The sequence below is a fragment of the Brevundimonas sp. genome (assembly GCF_051858995.1).
Taxonomy (GTDB): Bacteria; Pseudomonadota; Alphaproteobacteria; order Caulobacterales; family Caulobacteraceae; genus Brevundimonas.
Window position 1 is genome coordinate 72,948 of the sequence record NZ_JBHYGN010000009.1, and the last position, 18,078, is coordinate 91,025.

Genomic DNA, 18,078 nt, shown 5'->3' on the forward strand with positions numbered 1-18,078 from the left:
TCAGGCGGCGGGAGCGGCCTCGCGCTTGGGCGCGGCGGTGATCGCAGCCGACGGGGCCGGACCCGTCGAAGGGGCGGCTGTCTCAGCCTGTTGGCCCGCGCGGGCTTCCTGCGCGATCAACAGGCTGTAGGCCACGGCGCCGACTTCACGGGCCGGACCGGTCGGGTCGAGGCTGGCCTGAACGATCTGCGGCTGGTCCGCATCGGTCGAGCGGCGGGCGGCATAGCTGAAGGCGGCGCTGGAGCCCGAGCGACCGCCGAAGCGGTAGAACAGGTGATCGCCGACCTGGCTGACGCGGATCAGGCTGTTGCGCCACTGGGGTGAGACGCCGGTGGTGTGGAAGTGGGTGGCGTTGCCGACGTTGCCATAGACCGAACCCGACAGCGCCGACGAGGCCACGGCGCGGGCGCGATCCCAGGCGGCGCGGTTGACGCGGCCGCGCATCGAGCCGTCGCAGGTGAAGCTGAACTGGCAGCCGGTCCGACGGCCCGCGCCCTGGAAGACGACGCCGCAGACGCTCTTGGGGAAGGCAGGGTGGCGCACGCGGTTCAGGACCACCTGGGCCACGGCGCGCATGCCGTCGCGGCCTTCGCCGCGCGCTTCATAATAGACGGCCTGGGTCAGGCAATCGAGGTCGCGCGAGGCTTCCAGCGCACCGCCCAGGCGGAAGGGCTGCGCCGCGACAGGGGCGGACAGATTGACCTGACGCAGGCCTTCGGTGCGGATCGGGGCGTCGCCGCGCAGCTGTTCCAGACGGGCCGTCAGCAGCTCGGCCTGACGGTCGCGCTGGGTCGGTCCGGCGACGGTGTAGGGGTCGTGGCGGCGGGCGATGGCCAGCGCGCTGTTGTCGAGACCGCCGGCCGCGGCGGCCAGCGCTTCCTCGGTGAAGCCTGCGGAGGTCGCGCCCTCAATGCGTTCAGCTTGGGCCTGCACGGTCGAAGCCTTGGCCGCCGCGCCGCCCAGATAGGCGCCGCCGACCGCCAATCCCACCAGAGCGCCGAACATCGCCGCCGCCGTGCCAGGCCGGATCTTGGCCACATGCTCGGCGCGAGGGTTCGCACGCGTCTGCGAGGAGTTCGACAAAGGCTCAGTCCTATTCGGCAGGGCGCAGTGCCGCCCCCGGGTAGTCTCGCCGTCGGGCGATGCGGGATCGCGGTCCGACTGCAGCAGTTCCGATGTTCGGCGAACGGGCCGGGCTTCGGAGGACGCGCCTTAAGCCAGCCGTTTGTGGCGCCAATGTGGTTGATTCGCAAGATTCGTGTGCGCTGCAACATCGCGTGATGGTGGTTGTGAAACCGTGCAGTTAAGGTCGATTAATCCAGAGAATGTGCGGCCAGTTAATATGGCCATGACTGTATTTGTCTTCGCTCGGTCATCCTTTTCGCTCGCGCGCGTTGTCCGCCGTAGTCTCTTTCACGGCCCTCCTCTGTTATCGCGGGGGTTGAGCGGGCGGGGTGCGACTTCCGGTTACAGGGTGGAACCGTCACGGCGACGCTGACGTTTGATGAGGCGAACAGGAGAACCATCATGCGCCGTATCGCCACCGTATTCGCCGTCGCCGCCCTCGCCGCGGGGGCCGCCGCCTGCGGGCACACCATTGAACAGAAGGCCGCCACGGGCGCGGTCGCCGGGGCCGTCGTGGCCGGACCAGTCGGGGCCGCGGTCGGCGGTGCGGCCGGCACCGCCGTGGGTCACGCCCAGCGCCCCAACTGACACACCTGAGCGAGGGCGTGCATCCGCGCGCCCTCCAAACCTTGCTTTTTGACCCTATATGGGGTTAGCGGACCCGCCCGGGGCTGAGCCACGCTCGCTCCGGCGTACGCGCATCTGACAATCCAACAAGGATACGACGACTCCTCGCATGAGAGATCTGAAACAAACCGGCTTCAACGACCGCATCTCCGCCCAGAAGGACGCCAAGGCGGCCCTCCTCGCCAAGTTCAAGCCCAAGGCCGCCGCGCCTGACCCCGAATTCGAAAAGCTCGCCGAGAAGCGCGCCGCCGAGAAGGAAGCCCAGCGCCAGCAGCACGAACTGGCCAAGGCCGAGCTGCGCCGCGAGAAGGCTGACAAGGAAGCCGCCCGTCAGGCCGAGCTGATGGCCGCCCAGGAAGCCGTGGACGCCGAGAAACGCGCCGCCCGCAAGGAGCGCAAGCAACTGTCCAAGGAAGAACAGAAGGCCGCGCGCGACGCTCGCTACGCCGCCCGCAAGGCGCGTCAGCGCTAAGCTTCTGACGATCTCCGCGATCGCCGGGCGCTTCGAGCCCCGGCGGTTGCGGACGTCATTCCGCTCCGGCGGGAACCTGACCCAGAATTTCGGCCAACTGCTCGCCTGAATAGGGCTTGCGCAGGAACGGCCATGGGGCGTCCGATAGCGCCTCGTCCACATCCTCGCCGGCATAGCCCGAGGTCAGGACGATCCGCATGTCCGGCCATTCGGTCGCGCAGACCCGCGCCAGTTCGATCCCGGTCATGCCGCCGGGCATCACCACATCGCTCAGCATCAGGTCGAAGCGTTCGACGCGCAGCATCTCCAGCGCGCGCGGCGCTGTGTCGGCGGAGGCCACGTCCATGCCCATGGCCGTCAGCAGGTCCAGGGCGATGGCGGCCACCCCGGCGTCGTCCTCGACCAGCAGGATGCGGCGGGCCGCGACCTGAGGGTAGGGTGACGTGTCCCGTCCGGTCGTCTCCGTCTCGCCCAGCCGGTCCTGAGGCGGCAGGTACAGGCGGATTTCCGTGCCCCGGCCCAGGGTGGAGGCGATGCGGACCCCGCCGCCCGACTGCCGAGCGAAGCCATAGACCTGGCTCAGGCCCAGACCGGTGCCCTTGCCGATGGCCTTGGTGGTGAAAAAGGGCTCGAAGACGCGGGTCAGGACCTCCGGATCGATGCCCGAACCGTTGTCCGACACGGTCACGCAGACATAGTCGCCCGCGGCGAGCTCCGGCACCTCGCCCGCTTGGACGGTGCAGCTCAGCGTCTGGACGGTGATCTTGCCGCCCTTGTCGCCCAGGGCGTCGCGGGCGTTGACCACCAGATTCAGGAGAGCCGCCTCGAACTGGGACGGGTCGACGTTCACCCGCGCCCCGCCGCGCCGCAGCTTCAGCTTGAACTCGACCGCTTCTCCGACCGCGCGACGCAGCAGGGGCTCGCTCTCGCGGATCAGGCCGTTCAGGTCCAGCGGCTCGGGACGCAGGGCCTGACGGCGCGAGAAGGCCAGCAACTGGTGGGTCAGCCCCTCGCCCCGGCGGGCGGCGGCCAGGGCGGCCTCGCCCAGCTTCTTCTGGCGGGCGGCGTCGTCGGGCGAGCGCAGCATCATGTCCAGCGCGCCGATGACCACGGTCAGCAGGTTGTTGAAGTCGTGCGCCACCCCGCCGGTCAGGCGGCCGACCGCCTCCATCCGCTGGGCGTGCATCAGGTCGGCCTCGGCCTTGGCCTTCTCGGCCAGCGCCTCGCTGACGCGCTCTTCCAGCAGTTCGTTGATCCGCTTGAGGTCGTCCTCGGCCTGCCGGGCCTCGGTGACATCGATATTGGCGCCGACATAGCCCTGGAAGGCGCCCGCGCCGTCGAAGCGGGGAATGCCTTCGCAGCGCAGCCAGCGACGGCCCAACTGCGGGTGGATGACCTCCATGACGTTCTCATAGCGGTCCCGCTTCTCTAGTGTGCTCAGGAAGCTGGAGTAGAAGTCCTGCAGCCCGTTGGACGACATGGTCGCCATCCAGTTCGCCTGAAGATCCTCCTCCCGCCGGACGTTGAAGAAGGTCCGGTAGCGCTTGTTGGCGAAGACGACCGCACCGGTTTCATCGGTCATCCACATCTGGGCGGGCGCGCTGTCTGCGATGGTGCGGAAGCGGGTCTCGGATTCCATCAGCCGCGCCTGGGCCTCGCGGATGTCGGTGACGTCAAACGCCACGCCCACGAAGCCGATCACTCCGCCGTCGGCGTCCAGACGCGGGCGCGAGAAGGACTTCAGCCAGCGGTACTCGCCGTCGTGGCGCAGATAGCGGGCCTCCATCGAGAAGGGCTGGCCGGTGGCCTCGCCCGCGATCGACTCATGGATGATCCGCTCGTGGTCATCCAGGTGGATGACGGCGCGCCAGTCGGCGAGGCGGGCGTCCTCATAGGTCCCGCCGTTGTAGGCGACATAGGCCTGGTTGACGAACTCGCGGACGCGGTCCTGACCGGTTACCCAGATCAGCACCGGCGCGGTGTCGGCGATGGCGCGGAACCGCTCCTCGCTCTCGCGCACGGCGCCCTCGGCCCGGGCGCGCTCGATCTCCGTCCATGTCCGGCCCGCCACGTCCTGCAGCAGCTCGGTCTCGGCGTCGGTCCATTCGCGGGTGGTGGCGTTGTGCGCATACAGGAAGGCGCGCAGCCGCCCGCCCCGGATGACCGGCGCCCGCATCAGGGCGCGGGTGCCCAGCCGTTCGAACACCCCCAAGGCGTCGCGGGTCCGGTCGTCCTCATGCACGTCGGCGATGCGGATCAGCCGTCCTTCGGCCAGATCCCTGATCAGGTCGGCGCCCAGCTCGTTCAGGCTGAACTGACCCTGGGCGCTGACCATCCCGGCGGTCCAGTCGCGGCTCATGGAGACGACGCCGCGCTCCTGGTCCACCTCGCCATAACCGACGCGGTCGGCGCCCAGTTCGGCGCCCAGCGAGCGCTCGACCTCGGCCATGATGTCGTCGGGCGTGGCCAGGTCGCGCAGTCGGTCGGTCAAGCCCAGCAGGAAGCTCTGGCGACGCTCCTGCATCTCCAGCGCATGGATGGCGTCGCGGGTCTCGGTGATGTCAAACGACATGCCGACATAGCCGAGGAAGGTCCCGTCCGCGTCGAAGCGCGGATTGACCGCCACCCGCATCCAGCGCCACGCGTCGTCGTAGCGGGTGAACCGCGCCTCGAAGCCGTAGGGGTGATGGCCGGGCCGGGCCATCGCCATGACGGCCTCGACGTCCGGCAAGTCATCGGGATGCAGGCTCTGGCGCCAGACCGAGCCCAGGATGCGGTCGGCGGGGCGGCCATAGAATTCGACCAGCGCCTTATTGACGAATTCGACCTCGGCGTGGGCGTTGGTCATCCACACCGGCGAGGGCGCGGTGTCGGCCATCAGGCGGAAGCGCTCCTCGCTTTCGCGCAGGGCGGCCTCGGCGGCCTTGGCGGCGGTGATGTCGACGACGACGGCGATATAGCCCATCGGCCCGTGGTCCGCGGAGTTCAGGATACGCAGGCTGGTCAGGGCCCAGACCACGGAGCCATCCGGGCGGATGTAACGCTTCTCGATCGAGCCTTCACGCCCCGCCTGCGCCGCCGCCAGCGCCTCGCGCGTCGGCGCGATGTCGTCCGGATGGGTGACGTCGCCAGTGGTGATGCCGATGGCCTGATCCGGCGTCAGGCCCAGGATTTCAGCGAACCGGGCGTTGCCGCTGACCACCTTGCCCTTCAGGTCCACCCGGGCGATCCCGGCGGAGGCCTGTTCGAACATGGCCTTCAGTTCGGAAGTCGTCTCGCCGACCAGGCTGTCCGAGGCCCGCAGTCGGCGCACCGTCTCGTCCAGATTTCGCAGGGTCGAGCGCAGCGAGGCGCCCAGGATCGTCCCGAACACCCCCACGAAAATGAAGCTGCCGACGCCGATGGACAGGGTCCGCAGGTTGCTGTCCTGCGCCCCGGGCAGGAACTGGGTCATCGCCACGGCGCCGATGGTGCAGACCACGATGGAGGCGAAGCCGGCGATCTGGCCGCCCCACAGGGCCGCGATCAGGACGGCGGGGATGAGGATGCTCAGGCCGGTCAATTCACCGAATAGCCACTGCAGCGAAGCGCGCACAGCCAGGGCGATCGCGCCACACAGCAGGCCGGTCAGGAGGGCCTGTCCAGGCCGCCCCGTCTGCGCCAGCGCGAGCTGTCTTAAGAACCTGTCCGCCCCCAAGCCCCAAATTCCCCTGCGCGTATGCTTATGTCCGCGCGTTAGACTGCAACGCTATCCCGTTAAAGGCGTTCCCGGTCACCGCCTATATCCCTTCTTATGGTCAAGCTTTCCGTTCGGCGGGCTTGGCCGAAGTGGTATGGCTTCCTAACTGTGTCGCCAAACGACAGCCTCTCTTTCAGGACCTCCCCATGACCGTGACCATCGATACCGGCCTCAGCAAAACCGAACGCAACGACGTCGCCGAGGAGTTGACCAAGGTTCTGGCCGACAGCTTCGCCGTCTACCTGAAGACGCACGGCTACCATTGGAACGTCCGCGGGCCGGAGTTTTTCAGCTTCCACAACCTGCTGGAACAGCAGTACCGCGACATCTGGACCGCGCTGGACGACATCGCCGAGCGCATCCGCGCCCTGGGCGTGCTGGCCCCGCAAAGCTTTTCGGGCTTCGGCAACCTGACCTCGATCAAGGACGGCGACCCGGAGAAGGACGCCATCCCCATGCTCAAGGAACTACTGGCCGATCACGACACCCTGATCGCCACCGCCCGCAAGGCGTTCGAGGTCGCGGACAAGGCCGGCGACGAGGCTTCGGCCGACCTGCTGACCCAGCGTCTGGCCGCCCACGAGAAGTTCGCCTGGATGCTGCGTTCGACCCTCGGCGGACGATAAGGATTGACCAACCGGCGCTTTTCGGCCTGAAAAGCGCCGCCCTTCGGGGGCATGACCCTTGCTCCGGTCGGTGGACCGGACGCTTTGGAGACGGACGTTGGACAGGACGACCTGGACATCGCTGATGAAGGCGACGCGGCGGTTGCTGACCGCCGCGCCCGTCGTCGTGGCGGCGTTCGGGGTGGCCATGGCCGCGTCCTCGACCCCCCGTCCTGAAATCGACCAGCGCGTCGAGGCGGTGCGTCGCCTGACCGGCGGCGACCTGTCGGACAAGGGGCTGGCGGCCATCGCGCGGCGGATGACCCCGTCGCAGGTGGCGCTGGCCGAACGCTTCGACCCGTCGCTGCGCAAGGCGGCCCTGTATGGCCTGACGCCGGGCTGGGAGAGCCTGACGCTGGCGGGCAAGCCGACCCTGGCCTTCGGCGAGACTGGTCTGGACGCCCTGCGCCTGAACGCCGCCACCCCGGCGGCCGCGGGTCTGCTGCGCGCCGCCCAGCCCTTCGACTTCCGCCCGGCCACCGCCGAGGACCGCCGCCGGGCCCAGCGCTGCCTGACCCAGGCGATCTACTATGAGGCGGCGCTCGAGCCCACCGAAGGGCAGGAAGCCGTCGCCCAGGTCATCCTGAACCGGGTGCGCGATCCGAACTACGCCAACACGGTCTGCGGCGTCGTCTTCGAGGGCGCGGAGCGGGTGACCGGCTGCCAGTTCAGCTTCACCTGCGACGGGGCCCTGAGCCAGACCCCGGTCGCCTGGGCGTGGGAGCGCGCCCGCAAGGTGGCCGAGAAGGCGCTGGCCGGCCATGTCTCGCAGCGTGTGGGCACGGCGACCCACTATCACGCCGACTACGTCCACCCGTGGTGGGCGCCGACGCTGAACAAGCTGACCCAGATCGGGGCGCACATCTTCTATCGCTGGAAGGGCGTCTACGGCGAGCCGTCGGCCTTCCGTCAGACCTATTCCGGGCGTGAGCCCCTGATCGACGAGGCCCGCTTCGCCCGGCCCCGCATCCAGATCCCCGAGACCACCACGGTGGCCGAGGCCGACGCCGCCCTGGCCCTGGCCGCCGCCAACGGCCGCAGCGCGATGCAGACGGTCGAGATCAACGGCCAGACCCGCGTCGTCGGCGTCACCTCGCTGGGCGGACGCCGTCAGGCCACGGCCCAGGACATCGCCGCGATCAACCAGCGTCTGGCCGCTTTCGAAACGCCGGCCGCGCCCGCGCCGACCGCCTCCGCGCCCCCGGCGCCGGGCGTCACGCCCATGGCGGTCGAGGAAGTCGGTCGCCCCGGCTCGTGAAATCCTCGCCTTCGGTATTGCAACGTCACGCGCCGCTTCGCATTAGAGTCTGACCCACGGGCGCAGGGCGCCGCTTGAGGCCAAGGCGTGCCCCATACCGAGATCGGACTGACCAGCGCGGCGGAACGCGAACGCATCGCCGCCCTGCGCGCCTACGGCGTCCTGCATACGCCGCCGGAGTCCGCCTATGACGAACTGGTCGGGCTGGCCGCTCGCCTGTGTGAGACGCCCATCGCCCTGATCAGCCTGGTCGCCGAGGACGAGCAGTGGTTCAAGGCCCGCGTCGGGCTGGACGCCGATCAGACCGCCCGCGACGTCTCCTTCTGCGACCATGCCATGCGCGGCGACGGCATTATGGTGGTGCCGGACGCCACCCTCGATCCCCGTTTCGCCGACAACGCCTTGGTCACCGGCGCGCCCTTCATCCGCTTCTACGCCGGCGCCCCTCTGGTCAGTCCGGAAGGGCAGCCGCTGGGCTCGCTCTGCGTGATCGACAGCAAGCCCCGGCCCGAGGGCCTCACGGAGCTTCAAGCCCACGCGCTGGGCGTTATGGCCCATCAGGTCGTGACTCTGATGGAGCTGCGCCGCGCCCGCTCTGGCCGGGAACGGGCGGACGACCAGCTGGCCGAGAGCGAGGCCAAGTTCGACGCCATCGCCGACTCCATGCCGCAGATGGTCTGGTCGACCCTGCCGGACGGCTTCCACGACTACTACAACGCCCGTTGGTACGAGTTCACCGGCGTCCCGCTGGGGTCGACGGACGGCGAGGGCTGGAACGACATGTTCCACCCCGAAGACCAGGCGCGGGCCTGGTCGCGCTGGCGCCACTCGCTGGCGACGGGCGAGCCCTATGAGATCGAATACCGACTGCGGCACCGCTCGGGAGTCTATCGCTGGACGCTGGGCCGGGCCATGCCGATCCGCAACGAGGCGGGCGAGATCACCCGCTGGTTTGGGACCTGCACCGACATCGACGACCTGAAGCGGATGGAGCAGTCCAAGGAACTGCTCAGCCAGGAGCTCAGCCACCGCATCAAGAACATCTTCGCCGTGGTCTCGGCCCTGATCGCCCTGTCGGCGCGCCAGTTTCCGGAAGCCAAGGGCTTCGCCGCCTCGGTGCGGACGCGGATCAACGCCCTGGCCCGCGCCCATGAGTTCGTGCGGCCCCACACCGAGACCTCGCGTCCGACGGTGGGCAGCATGACACTGCACGCCTTCCTCGCCGACCTGTTCAGGGCCTACGCCGGGCCGGACGGGGCGCATCGCGTGCGTCTCACCGGCGACGACGCCAGTTTCGACGATCAGGCGGCGACTTCGGTGGCCCTGCTGTTCCACGAACTGGCCACCAACGCCGCCAAATACGGCGCCCTGTCGGCCGAGGGCGGCTATGTCGATCTTGAGACCCGCAACGAGGGCGCGCGCTTTATCCTGACGTGGAGGGAGCAGGGCGGTCCGGCCATCGCCGGTCCCCCTGAGCACACCGGCTTCGGTTCATCGCTCGCCACCCTGTCCGTCGAGGGACAGTTGGGCGGACGGCTGGAACGAAAATGGGACAAAGATGGTTTGCGGGTCGTCGCGGATCTCCCCGCCACCGCCCTGTCTAGACGCCGGGCGGCGCTCGGTGTTCGGTAACAGACATTGGCGCGAAACCTGCAGTCCGATTATGCGTTCACCCGGTACATGTCCCTCACATGTACGCCTGATTGAAAGACCCCGCTCCCCGCGCCTCCCATGACTGCCCGTATCCTCATCATTGAAGACGAAGCTCTCGTCGCCATGGAACTCCGCTACGTGCTGGAGGACCTCGGCCATGAAGTCGTGGGCACCGCCGCGGACGCCCGGACGGCGCGCAATCTCGTGCGTGAAACGGAAGTTGATCTGGCGTTGGTGGACATCCACCTGTCCGACGGCGCCACCGGCGTCGATCTGGGCCGGGAACTGGGGCAGGAGCTGGGCGTCTCCGTCCTGTTCATGACCGCCAACCCCGGCATGGTGCGCAACGGCGTGGCGGGCACCATCGGCGTGCTGTCCAAGCCCGCCGATGAGCGCGCCGTCCAGACGGCGGTCGACTACGCCCTGCGCCGCCGCACGGGCCAGCCCATCGAATACGCCCCGCCGGGGCTGCAGTTGTTTGGCTGAGCCTGGGGATTAGGGATTAGAGGGCAGGGGCCGCTGATCCATCACCTAATCCCCAATCCCTATTCCCTAATCTCTCGAAATCACCAGACCCCGATCTTCTCCGCTTCCTTGTGCGAGATCGGGTGGTGGGCCTTGGCGTGGTCTTCTTCGGCGAGGAAGCGGACCGCTTCCAGCGCCGCCATACAGCCCATGCCCGCAGCGGTGACGGCCTGACGGTAGATGTCATCGGTCACGTCGCCGGCGGCCCAGACGCCCTCGATAGCGGTGGCGGCGGTGCCGGGTTTCACGACCAGATAGCCGCCCTGTTTGGTCTCCAGCTGACCGGCGAACAGCTCCGACGAGGGAGCGTGGCCGATGGCGATGAAGACGCCGTCGGCGGTCAGGTCGCGGGTCTCGCCCGTCTCGACATTCTTCAGGCGCGCGCCGGTGACGTTCACGCCGCCGAAGCTGTTGGTCTCGCCCAGGATTTCATCGATGGCGTTGTTCCACACCACCTCGACCTTGGGGTGGGCGAACAGGCGGTCCTGCAGGATCTTCTCGGCGCGGAACTCGTCGCGGCGGTGCACGACGGTGACCTTGCGGGCGAAATTGGTCAGGAACAGCGCCTCTTCCACGGCGGTGTTGCCGCCGCCGACCACGATCACGTCCTTCTCTCGATAGAAGAAGCCGTCGCAGGTCGCGCAGGCCGAAACGCCGAAGCCCTGATATTTGGCCTCGCTCTCCAGACCCAGCCACTTGGCCTGGGCGCCGGTCGAGATGATCACCGTCTCGGCCAGCATCTCGGCGCCCGAATCCAGCGTCAGATGGAAGGGCCGCTTCGACAGGTCGGCCTTGACCACGATGTCGTGGATGACCTCGGTGCCGACGTGCTCGGCCTGCTTCTGCATCTGCTCCATCAGCCACGGGCCCTGGATCACATCCGCGAAGCCGGGATAGTTCTCGACATCGGTGGTGATGGTCAACTGGCCGCCGGGCTGAAGCCCCGCGATGACGACCGGGTTCAGCAGGGCGCGCGCCGCATAGATGGCGGCGGTCCAGCCGGCGGGGCCGGAACCGATGATGGCGACGCGGACAGTACGAAGAGTGCTCATGGCGCCTATTTAGGCGCTGATTTCAGATTCTGCGATGGTAGGCTGACGCCGCAGTCACGGGAGTCGGGGATGAAGAAGACCAATCCAGCAGCCTTCCTGCCGATCGGCATCGGTCTGGGCGTCAGCATGGGCACGGCCATCGGCGTGGCCATGGACAACATCGCCGTCTGGCTACCCATCGGCATCGCTATAGGCTCGGGCATCGGCGTCGCCCTGATGGGCGCGTCCAACGCCGCCAATGCGAAAAAGAAGGACGGCTCGGACGGTGGCGGCGACGCCCACGTCGACGGCGGCGACAGCGGGTCTGACGGGGGCGGCGGTGGCGGGGACTAACGCCCCAGCTTCTGCAGGATGACCCGCGCCGCCCGGTCCGTCTCGGCCAGCGGCTCATAGCTCCAGCTGTCCAGCGTCCCCTCGAACGGCCGCGCAGCGCCCCGCTCGCGCAGGTCGGCGTGCAGGCGGGCGAACTTGTCCGCCGGCTTGGTCGCGACCATCGGCAGGATGTGCACAGGCTTGCCGGTCGAGGCGGCTTCCGCGGCCATGTTGGCGCTGTCCTCGGTGACCAGGATGTGGTCGGCGTCGTGCAGGAAGGCGAAATAGGGGTTCGGCCCTTCGCCGTCCCAGATCAGGCCCGGCAGGTGCGACAGCCGCGCCGTCATCGCCACCTTCGCCGCCTCGGGCGTCCGGCGCGAGAAGGTCAGCATCAGCGATCCGCCCGCCGCCGTCACCGCCGCCGCGATCCGATCAGCCAACTCAGCTGCGTGAGCCTCAGGCAGGTCATGGGCTCGGGATTTGCCGCCGATCAGCACCGCCACGCGCGGGTGGGGCAGGGGCGCCAGCCGCTCGGCGAAAGCCGCCGCGCCCTCGGCCAGCCGCTGCGCGGAAATCCGATGTGGCGATCCGGTGATCGACAGGACGTTCGGCCCCTCGATCCCGTCGTGCTTCGGGGCGACCACCAGATCATAGTCGCCGGTCCGCCAGCGCGGGTCCTGGGTCTGGACGACGAAGGTCTTCCCGCCCGAGCGGCGCCTGGCCATCAGCGACAGGGGCAGGGTGGCGCGGCCGGTGGCGATCCACACATCTGGCCAGCCCTCGCCGGGCTTCGGGAAGGGATCGTCCGACGCCGGGTCCAGCATCCACTGAGCCTTCAGCGCCGAGGGCAGTTTGTCGAACAGCTTGCGCCACTTCACGCGGCTGACCGTGACCTCGGACGGCGTCAGGCGCTGGAGGGCTTCGGCCAGACCGAGGGCCTGGTTCTCCATGCCGATGCGGCCGTCGGAAACGACCTGAATGCGAAGGGGCTCGGTCACGCGCTCTGAGGCGGCGCGATCCAGCACAGCGCCTCGACCTTGTTGCCGTCGGGGTCGCGCAGGAAGGCGGCGTAATAGCCGGGGGCGTATTCTGGGCGGCGACCGGGGGCGCCGTCGTCACTGCCGCCCGCCGCCAGTCCGGCAGCATGGAAGGCGTCAACGGTTTCAGGAGCGTCGGCGGCGAAGCAGATGTGCACGCCGTTGCCGGTCCCGGCGGGAGCGCCGTCATGCGGCTTTGAAGCCCAGAATTCGGGAAAGGTGCGTCCGTAGCCGATGCCACCGGCGTGTTCCATCACGCGGCGCGCGCCCAGCACGGCCATCACGGCGTCATAGAAGACACCGGAGCGAGGGATGTCAGAGACGCCGACGGAAACATGCGACACCAGAGGCGAGCGCGTCCCGTCGGCGGTCATCAGACTATTTCCACTCGACCTTGAGGATCTCATAGGCCTTCACGCCGCCGGGCGTGTTGACCTCGACCACGTCGCCGACCTCTTTCGAGATCATGGCGCGGGCGATCGGCGAGGCGATGGAGATCTTGCCCGCCTTCACGTCGGCTTCGTGCTCGCCGACGATCTGGTAGCGACCCTCTTCCTCGGTGTCCTCGTCGACCACAGTGACCGTGGCGCCGAACTTCACCTGCGAGCCCGACAGCTTGGAGACGTCGATCACCTGGGCGCGGGACAGCTTGTCCTCGATCTCGGCGATGGAGCCTTCGATCCAGCCCTGACGTTCCTTGGCCGCGTGATACTCGGCGTTTTCGGACAGGTCGCCGTGTTCGCGGGCCTCCGAAATGGCCGCGATGACGCTCGGCCTTTCGACCGACTTCAATTGCTTGAGCTGATCGTCGAGGACACGGTAGCCCTCGGCCGTCATCGGCACTTTTTCCATATGTCGTGAGTTTCTTGCTTCGCCCGGACTACAGAGACTACTCGGCACAGAGGTCGCTGGGCGCACGCGACCGGCCCAAGAGGGTAGGGCTTTAAGCCGAAAGGTTCAAGGGCGCGTCAGCGTAGCAGGCTTGCGACCCCGGATTTGCACCTGACGGATCAAGCTCCAGGCCAGCCAGGCGACCGCCGCCAGACCCAGCGCCATGAACAGGCCAGACACCAGCAATATGCCCGCGGCGATGAAGGCCAGCACGAAGGCGAGGGCCGCGACGAGGGCGGCGACGATCTGGACGGTCTTCAGGCGCATGAAGTGTTAACGCCGCCGCCCGGTACGGGTTTCCGCCCTTTCGCGGTCCTCACGGGCCTGTGTCCCCGGTGCTACGACTCAGGCGTAGGCATAGGGTCCGCCGCGCTCCAGCGCCCGCTGATAGGCCGGGCGGGCGTGGATGCGCTCAAGGAAGGCCTTGGTCTTGGGCATGTTCGACCCGTAGGGCGCGCGCGACCCGGCGGCCTCCAGCGGGAAGCTCATCATGATGTCGGCGGCGGTGAAGCGCTCGCCGGCGAACCATTCGGACTTGCCCAGCTCGGCTTCCCAATAGGCCAGGTGGTTGGCGATCTGCGGATCGATCAGGGCGGCCCCGACCTTCTTCGAAATGCCCTTGGCGATCGGGCGGATCAGCAGCGGCGAGCGCTGCGGGACGACGCCGAAGATCAGCTTCAGCAGCAGGGGCGTCATCGCCGACCCCTCGGCATAGTGCAGCCAGTAGGTCCAGCGCCGCGCCTCGGGCGTTCCGGCGGGCGGCTTCAGCCCCGGATCGGCGAAGGTCTCCAGCAGATATTCGACGATGGCCCCCGTCTCGGCCACGACGATGTCGCCATGCTGGATCACCGGCGACTTGCCCAGCGGATGGATGGCGCGCAGCTCGGGCGGGGCCAGCCGGGTCTTGGCGTTCCGCTCGTAGCGCTTGACCTCATACTCGACGCCCAGCTCCTCCAGCAGCCACAGCACGCGCTGCGACCGCGAGTCGTTCAGGTGATGGACGATGATCATGCGCGTGGCTCCCCTTAACGGACCGACTGTGGCCGCTTTCCCCAAGGGACGTCCAGAGGGGGCGAACAAGACGATGGCGTCCGGCGAAAAGCCCGCATAGCTTCGTCCGATGGCCGTCTCCCGACTCCGCTCCGCACTGAAATCCCTGAGCCTGTGGGTGATGGTCGCCCTGCTGGCGGGCCTGTTCGCGGGGGCGGCGGCGCAGACCTGGGGCCTGCCGGGCGGGGAGGGGACGGCGGCCGTCATCGGCTCCATCGGTACCCTGTGGCTCAACGCCCTGAAGATGACGATCATCCCGCTGGTCTTCGGCCTGCTGGTCACGGGCGTGGCCTCCATCGCGGATGCGGCGGCGACCGGGCGGCTGGCGCTGAAGGCGCTGCTGGTCTTCGGCCTGCTGCTGCTGGGGGCGGTGACCTACGCCTTCCTCGCCTCGGAGGGGCTGCACATGCTGTGGCCGGTCAGCCCGGAGGGGGCGCGCACCCTGCTGGCCAGCGCGCCGGACGCCTCGACGGTGATCAACAACGCCCACGGCGGCGGCCTGCCCGCATTCCTCACCAGCCTGGCCCCGCCCAACGCCGTGCGCGCCGCGGCGGAGGACGCCATCCTCGGCATCGTGGTCTTCGCCATTGCGTTTGGATTCGCCACCACCCGGCTGGAGGCCCGGCTGCGGGCGCCGCTGGTGACCTTCTTCGAGGCCCTGTCCGAGACGATGATCGTCATCGTTCACTGGGTCCTGCTGGCCGCCCCCATCGGGGTGTTCAGCCTGTCGATGGGCGTGGGCCTGAACGCGGGGCTCGGAGCCCTGGGCGTGCTCGGCCACTACGTCGCCCTCGTGGTGCTGGCCCAGGTCGGCCTGATCCTGCTGATCTACGCCGTCGTTGTGCCGTTCGGGCGGATCGGTCTGGCCCGGTTCGCGCGCGGCGTGGTCCCGGCCCAGGTGGTGGCCTTCTCCACCCAGTCCTCGCTGGCCAGCCTTCCGGCCATGGTCGAGCAGGCGCGCAATGCGCTGGGCGTCTCCACGGCGACGGCGGGCCTTGTCCTTCCGCTGGCGGTGGCGGTGTTCCGCATCACCAGCCCGGTCGCCAATCTGGCCGTGGTCATCTACGTCGCCCACCTGCACGGCATCCATCTGGGCCCGGCCCTGTGGATCGTCGGCGGCCTGACCGCGCTGGCGGTCTCGGTCGGCACCGTGGGCCTGCCCGGTCAGGTCAGCTTCTTCGTCTCCATCGCCCCCATCTGTCTGGCCATGGGCGTGCCGGTGCAGGTCCTGCCCCTGCTGCTGGCGGTGGAGGTCATCCCCGACATCTTCCGCACCATCGGCAACGTCACCGCCGACCTCGCCGCCGCCCGCATCGTCGAGGGCCGCGACGCCGACACAGACCCGGAACCGGGCGCCGGCATCTGATCCCTATGCGTAACCTCCTCAGCCTCACCGCCCTGCTGCTCGCCGTCGCGGGCGGCGCCTCAGCCCAGACCGCTGACCCCCTGCCGCTGAACATCGGCGGGCGGGTCATCGCCGAGCCCGACGGCGGCCTCAGCTTCGGCTGGCCGGGCGTCTATTTCGAGGGCCGCTTCACCGGCCCCGCCGTCCGCGTCCGCTTCGAAACCGACACCGAGTTCATGCGGCTTCTGGTCGATGGACAGGAGCGTCAGGTCTTCCGCGCCGCCGGTTCAGTGGACGTGGTCATCGACGGCCTGTCCCCCGGCGAGCATGTCGTCCGGCTGGAGAAGCTGACCGAGAGCCAGGTCGGCGGCGGCCGCTTCATCGGCTTCTTCCCGGCCGGGGGTGCCACACCCCTGCCGCCCCGTCCCCGCGTCCGCCAGATCGAGTTCATCGGCGACTCCTGGACGGTCGGCTATGGCAACACCTCGACCACCCGGACCTGCACGACGCAGGAGGTCCACGACCGGACCGACACCCAGCAGGCCTTCGGCCCCGTCACCGCCCGTCGCTTCGACGCCGATTACCGGGTCAACGCCTGGTCGGGCTTCGGCATGGTGCGCAACTACGACGGCGGGGTGCGCGACCTGAACCTGCCGACGGTCTATCCGCGCCTGAAGCCCGACGACGTGGTCCGCCTCGCCGAGGCCGACCCGCGCTGGACGCCCCAGGTCATCGTCATCAATCTGGGCACCAACGATTTCTCGACCCTGCTGTATCCGGACGAGGCCTGGTCCGACGAGGCCGCCCTGCGCGCCGCCTGGCGCGACCGCTATGTCGCCTTCGTCGGCGAACTGCATCAGGCCCAGCCTCAGGCCCGCTTCATCCTGATGGGCTCGGACGCCTTCCATGCCGAGGTCGCCACGGTGGCCGGCCTGCTCAACGCCGAGACCCCCGGACTGGCCACCCCGGTTTACATGGGCGGCCTCGATCTGGCCGGCTGCGACTGGCACCCGTCCCTGGCGGACGAGGCCGTGCTGGCGGGGCTGGTGGAGGGGGCAATCCAGCAGATGGGGGTGTGGCGGGAGGAGTGACCGGGTCTAGTCTTGTTCTTTGGCCAATGGCTGCTTTCGACCCGTTGCAGACACTCGCTTTGACGCCGACGAGACCGCAGTTCACCGTTCCGGGCAGAGCCATTGACGGTCTCATCAGTACGCGGTCGAAAGGTGCCGAGATGATGATTACGCGCGTTAGCCGCGACGAAATCTTTCTTCTTTTCGCAATCACCGAAAGCGCGAATGCTTTGGGCGCGATTGAAGAGATCCGGGAGCTAGCGGCCGTTCGCGAACACGTGCCACCCGAGGTCGAGCGCAGAGAGAACAGGTCAGTCTTTCGAGCGATACGCGTCGCGCTTCAGGCTGCGGCGAATGTCTCTAAGGTTTTCTGGCCACAGGGTAGCTCCGGGGAGATGGGTAGGCTGAGAGCGGAGCGTCTCCGTAATCTGACCGGTCTCCCTGAGCGTCACGGCCTGAGCAACCGCGCTCTACGGAACCACATCGAGCATATGGATGAGCGACTGGACGACTGGACCGCCGCCGACCCCCGACCCTTCTTGGGGTTCGAGCTCGTGGTCCATGCGGATTACAAAGAGTCGCCCGAGATGCACGCCTTGGCCGTAGAGGGCAGCGCGATCGTCTATGATGCGGAGATTGACGAGGTGCAGCTTTTCGGAGGGAGGTTCCCGCTGGCGCAGCTGCATGCCGATGTGGTGGCCGTACAGGAAGCAGCGTCAAAGGGCATGGCGGTGCTTGGAGCTAATATGCGTGCGGCCGAAGACGAGGCAATCTTGAGCAGCGAAGGCTAGCGTCCGCTTTCCAGCATACCAAAAACCCGGCCATCCCGGCCTGCCCCTAATCCATCGCCGCCCAGGACATCCGATCCAGCGCCGCCGCCGCGCGAAGCAGCGTCGCCGCTTCCGCCGTCTGACCCGCCGCCAGCAGGGAGGACGCCCGGCGCACGGCCCGGAACATGGCCTCGCGCGGGTGAACGGCGTCCAGGTCGAGTTCGTCGTCCAGCGACAGCGCTAGGATCGCGGGCGCCGGAGCATCGGCGCCGCCTCTCAACGGCTTCAGGTCGATCCGGGCGGCGACGGCGGCGCGGGTCCAGCCCTCCGCCCGCGCCCGACGCCGCAGATTGGCCAACCCGACGTCGAACCGTCGCGCGCAGGACGGCCCGGATTCTCCGGCGATATAGGCCTCGCGCACCTGTCCCCAGGTCCCCGGGCCGCGATATTTGCGGAGGCGATGGTGTGGCATGCGGTCACCATAAAC

19 protein-coding genes are annotated in these 18,078 nt (G+C 68.4%); 10 read left to right on the forward strand and 9 right to left on the reverse strand.

From position 1 onward, the window contains the following. Complete coding sequence (locus tag ACTIEF_RS09945; protein WP_439471977.1) at positions 1-1,038, reverse strand: cell wall hydrolase; 1,038 nt, start codon at positions 1,036-1,038, stop codon at positions 1-3. Positions 1,039-1,527: 489 nt separating this feature from the next. Between ACTIEF_RS09945 and ACTIEF_RS09950 the strand changes: the two genes are divergently transcribed. Further along, positions 1,528-1,713 carry a hypothetical protein gene (locus tag ACTIEF_RS09950; protein WP_439471978.1) on the forward strand — a complete coding sequence of 62 codons (186 nt, stop codon included), beginning with the start codon at positions 1,528-1,530 and terminating at the stop codon, positions 1,711-1,713. A 148-nt stretch (positions 1,714-1,861) separates the two neighbouring features. Further along, the gene (locus tag ACTIEF_RS09955; RefSeq protein ID WP_439471979.1) at positions 1,862-2,224 is read left to right on the forward strand and encodes a DUF6481 family protein; all 363 of its coding nucleotides are present in this window, start codon (positions 1,862-1,864) and stop codon (positions 2,222-2,224) included. A 55-nt stretch (positions 2,225-2,279) separates the two neighbouring features. Here ACTIEF_RS09955 and ACTIEF_RS09960 read toward each other — a convergent pair whose 3' ends face one another. Next, a complete protein-coding gene (locus ACTIEF_RS09960) occupies positions 2,280-5,819 on the reverse strand; it encodes a PAS domain S-box protein (RefSeq protein WP_439471980.1) in 3,540 nt (1,179 codons plus the stop codon). A 290-nt stretch (positions 5,820-6,109) separates the two neighbouring features. Between ACTIEF_RS09960 and ACTIEF_RS09965 the strand changes: the two genes are divergently transcribed. The 4 genes from ACTIEF_RS09965 to ACTIEF_RS09980 all read left to right on the forward strand — a co-directional run bounded on the left by ACTIEF_RS09965 (position 6,110) and on the right by ACTIEF_RS09980 (position 10,025). Continuing rightward, on the forward strand, positions 6,110-6,589 hold the full coding sequence (locus ACTIEF_RS09965; protein WP_439471981.1) for a Dps family protein: 480 nt from the start codon (positions 6,110-6,112) through the stop codon (positions 6,587-6,589). A 124-nt stretch (positions 6,590-6,713) separates the two neighbouring features. Further along, positions 6,714-7,886, forward strand: a complete 1,173-nt coding sequence (locus ACTIEF_RS09970) for a cell wall hydrolase (RefSeq protein WP_439471982.1) — start codon at positions 6,714-6,716, stop codon at positions 7,884-7,886. 87 nt (positions 7,887-7,973) lie between these two features. Then, positions 7,974-9,518 (forward strand): sensor histidine kinase, encoded by a 1,545-nt coding sequence (locus tag ACTIEF_RS09975; RefSeq protein WP_439471983.1) that lies wholly within the window; start codon positions 7,974-7,976, stop codon positions 9,516-9,518. 99 nt (positions 9,519-9,617) lie between these two features. Beyond that, complete coding sequence (locus ACTIEF_RS09980; protein WP_439471984.1) at positions 9,618-10,025, forward strand: response regulator; 408 nt, start codon at positions 9,618-9,620, stop codon at positions 10,023-10,025. Positions 10,026-10,105: 80 nt separating this feature from the next. Here ACTIEF_RS09980 and trxB read toward each other — a convergent pair whose 3' ends face one another. After that, positions 10,106-11,116: a thioredoxin-disulfide reductase gene (gene trxB / locus ACTIEF_RS09985; protein WP_439471985.1), complete on the reverse strand. Its 1,011-nt coding sequence runs from the start codon at positions 11,114-11,116 to the stop codon at positions 10,106-10,108. A gap of 69 nt (positions 11,117-11,185) precedes the next feature. On the opposite strand from trxB, the gene ACTIEF_RS09990 reads away from it, so the two are divergent. Next, positions 11,186-11,449: a hypothetical protein gene (locus tag ACTIEF_RS09990; RefSeq protein ID WP_439471986.1), complete on the forward strand. Its 264-nt coding sequence runs from the start codon at positions 11,186-11,188 to the stop codon at positions 11,447-11,449. Here the strand turns inward: ACTIEF_RS09990 and ACTIEF_RS09995 are convergent. The 5 genes from ACTIEF_RS09995 to ACTIEF_RS10015 all read right to left on the reverse strand — a co-directional run bounded on the left by ACTIEF_RS09995 (position 11,446) and on the right by ACTIEF_RS10015 (position 14,367). After that, complete coding sequence (locus ACTIEF_RS09995) at positions 11,446-12,426, reverse strand: mitochondrial fission ELM1 family protein (RefSeq protein WP_439471987.1); 981 nt, start codon at positions 12,424-12,426, stop codon at positions 11,446-11,448. The genes ACTIEF_RS09990 and ACTIEF_RS09995 overlap by 4 nt on opposite strands. Continuing rightward, on the reverse strand, positions 12,423-12,839 hold the full coding sequence (locus ACTIEF_RS10000) for a VOC family protein (RefSeq protein ID WP_439471988.1): 417 nt from the start codon (positions 12,837-12,839) through the stop codon (positions 12,423-12,425). Before ACTIEF_RS10000 ends, ACTIEF_RS09995 begins: the two co-directional genes overlap by 4 nt. 4 nt (positions 12,840-12,843) lie before the next feature. Further along, positions 12,844-13,317 carry a transcription elongation factor GreA gene (gene greA, locus ACTIEF_RS10005; protein WP_439471989.1) on the reverse strand — a complete coding sequence of 158 codons (474 nt, stop codon included), beginning with the start codon at positions 13,315-13,317 and terminating at the stop codon, positions 12,844-12,846. A gap of 105 nt (positions 13,318-13,422) precedes the next feature. Next, complete coding sequence (locus ACTIEF_RS10010; RefSeq protein ID WP_439471990.1) at positions 13,423-13,623, reverse strand: hypothetical protein; 201 nt, start codon at positions 13,621-13,623, stop codon at positions 13,423-13,425. Between the two features lie 78 nt (positions 13,624-13,701). Then, a complete protein-coding gene (locus tag ACTIEF_RS10015) occupies positions 13,702-14,367 on the reverse strand; it encodes a glutathione S-transferase (RefSeq protein ID WP_439471991.1) in 666 nt (221 codons plus the stop codon). A 109-nt stretch (positions 14,368-14,476) separates the two neighbouring features. Here ACTIEF_RS10015 and ACTIEF_RS10020 point away from each other — a divergent pair, with 109 nt between their 5' ends. Genes ACTIEF_RS10020 through ACTIEF_RS10030 form a run of 3 tightly spaced genes read left to right on the forward strand, consistent with a single transcriptional unit; the run spans position 14,477 to position 17,612 of the window. After that, positions 14,477-15,772: a dicarboxylate/amino acid:cation symporter gene (locus ACTIEF_RS10020; RefSeq protein WP_439471992.1), complete on the forward strand. Its 1,296-nt coding sequence runs from the start codon at positions 14,477-14,479 to the stop codon at positions 15,770-15,772. Positions 15,773-15,777: 5 nt separating this feature from the next. Then, a complete protein-coding gene (locus ACTIEF_RS10025) occupies positions 15,778-16,842 on the forward strand; it encodes an SGNH/GDSL hydrolase family protein (protein ID WP_439471993.1) in 1,065 nt (354 codons plus the stop codon). Positions 16,843-16,868: 26 nt separating this feature from the next. Next, complete coding sequence (locus tag ACTIEF_RS10030) at positions 16,869-17,612, forward strand: hypothetical protein (protein WP_439471994.1); 744 nt, start codon at positions 16,869-16,871, stop codon at positions 17,610-17,612. A gap of 46 nt (positions 17,613-17,658) precedes the next feature. On the opposite strand, the gene ACTIEF_RS10035 is transcribed toward ACTIEF_RS10030, so the two are convergent. Beyond that, positions 17,659-18,063, reverse strand: coding sequence for a hypothetical protein (locus ACTIEF_RS10035; protein ID WP_439471995.1), 405 nt, complete (start codon positions 18,061-18,063; stop codon positions 17,659-17,661). Positions 18,064-18,078: the final 15 nt, after the last annotated feature.

What these genes read in the sequence shown, in the direction of transcription:
- ACTIEF_RS09965 (WP_439471981.1), top strand. Translation starts at nt 6,110, where the DNA reads ATGACCGTGACCATCGATACCGGCCTCAGCAAAACCGAACGCAACGAC.
- ACTIEF_RS10015 (WP_439471991.1), bottom strand. Translation starts at nt 14,367, where the DNA reads ATGATCATCGTCCATCACCTGAACGACTCGCGGTCGCAGCGCGTGCTG.
- ACTIEF_RS09955 (WP_439471979.1), top strand. Translation starts at nt 1,862, where the DNA reads ATGAGAGATCTGAAACAAACCGGCTTCAACGACCGCATCTCCGCCCAG.
- ACTIEF_RS10020 (WP_439471992.1), top strand. Translation starts at nt 14,477, where the DNA reads ATGGCCGTCTCCCGACTCCGCTCCGCACTGAAATCCCTGAGCCTGTGG.
- ACTIEF_RS10010 (WP_439471990.1), bottom strand. Translation starts at nt 13,623, where the DNA reads ATGCGCCTGAAGACCGTCCAGATCGTCGCCGCCCTCGTCGCGGCCCTC.
- trxB (WP_439471985.1), bottom strand. Translation starts at nt 11,116, where the DNA reads ATGAGCACTCTTCGTACTGTCCGCGTCGCCATCATCGGTTCCGGCCCC.
- ACTIEF_RS10025 (WP_439471993.1), top strand. Translation starts at nt 15,778, where the DNA reads ATGCGTAACCTCCTCAGCCTCACCGCCCTGCTGCTCGCCGTCGCGGGC.
- greA (WP_439471989.1), bottom strand. Translation starts at nt 13,317, where the DNA reads ATGGAAAAAGTGCCGATGACGGCCGAGGGCTACCGTGTCCTCGACGAT.
- ACTIEF_RS10030 (WP_439471994.1), top strand. Translation starts at nt 16,869, where the DNA reads ATGGCTGCTTTCGACCCGTTGCAGACACTCGCTTTGACGCCGACGAGA.
- ACTIEF_RS10000 (WP_439471988.1), bottom strand. Translation starts at nt 12,839, where the DNA reads ATGACCGCCGACGGGACGCGCTCGCCTCTGGTGTCGCATGTTTCCGTC.
- ACTIEF_RS09970 (WP_439471982.1), top strand. Translation starts at nt 6,714, where the DNA reads ATGAAGGCGACGCGGCGGTTGCTGACCGCCGCGCCCGTCGTCGTGGCG.
- ACTIEF_RS09950 (WP_439471978.1), top strand. Translation starts at nt 1,528, where the DNA reads ATGCGCCGTATCGCCACCGTATTCGCCGTCGCCGCCCTCGCCGCGGGG.
- ACTIEF_RS09980 (WP_439471984.1), top strand. Translation starts at nt 9,618, where the DNA reads ATGACTGCCCGTATCCTCATCATTGAAGACGAAGCTCTCGTCGCCATG.
- ACTIEF_RS10035 (WP_439471995.1), bottom strand. Translation starts at nt 18,063, where the DNA reads ATGCCACACCATCGCCTCCGCAAATATCGCGGCCCGGGGACCTGGGGA.
- ACTIEF_RS09990 (WP_439471986.1), top strand. Translation starts at nt 11,186, where the DNA reads ATGAAGAAGACCAATCCAGCAGCCTTCCTGCCGATCGGCATCGGTCTG.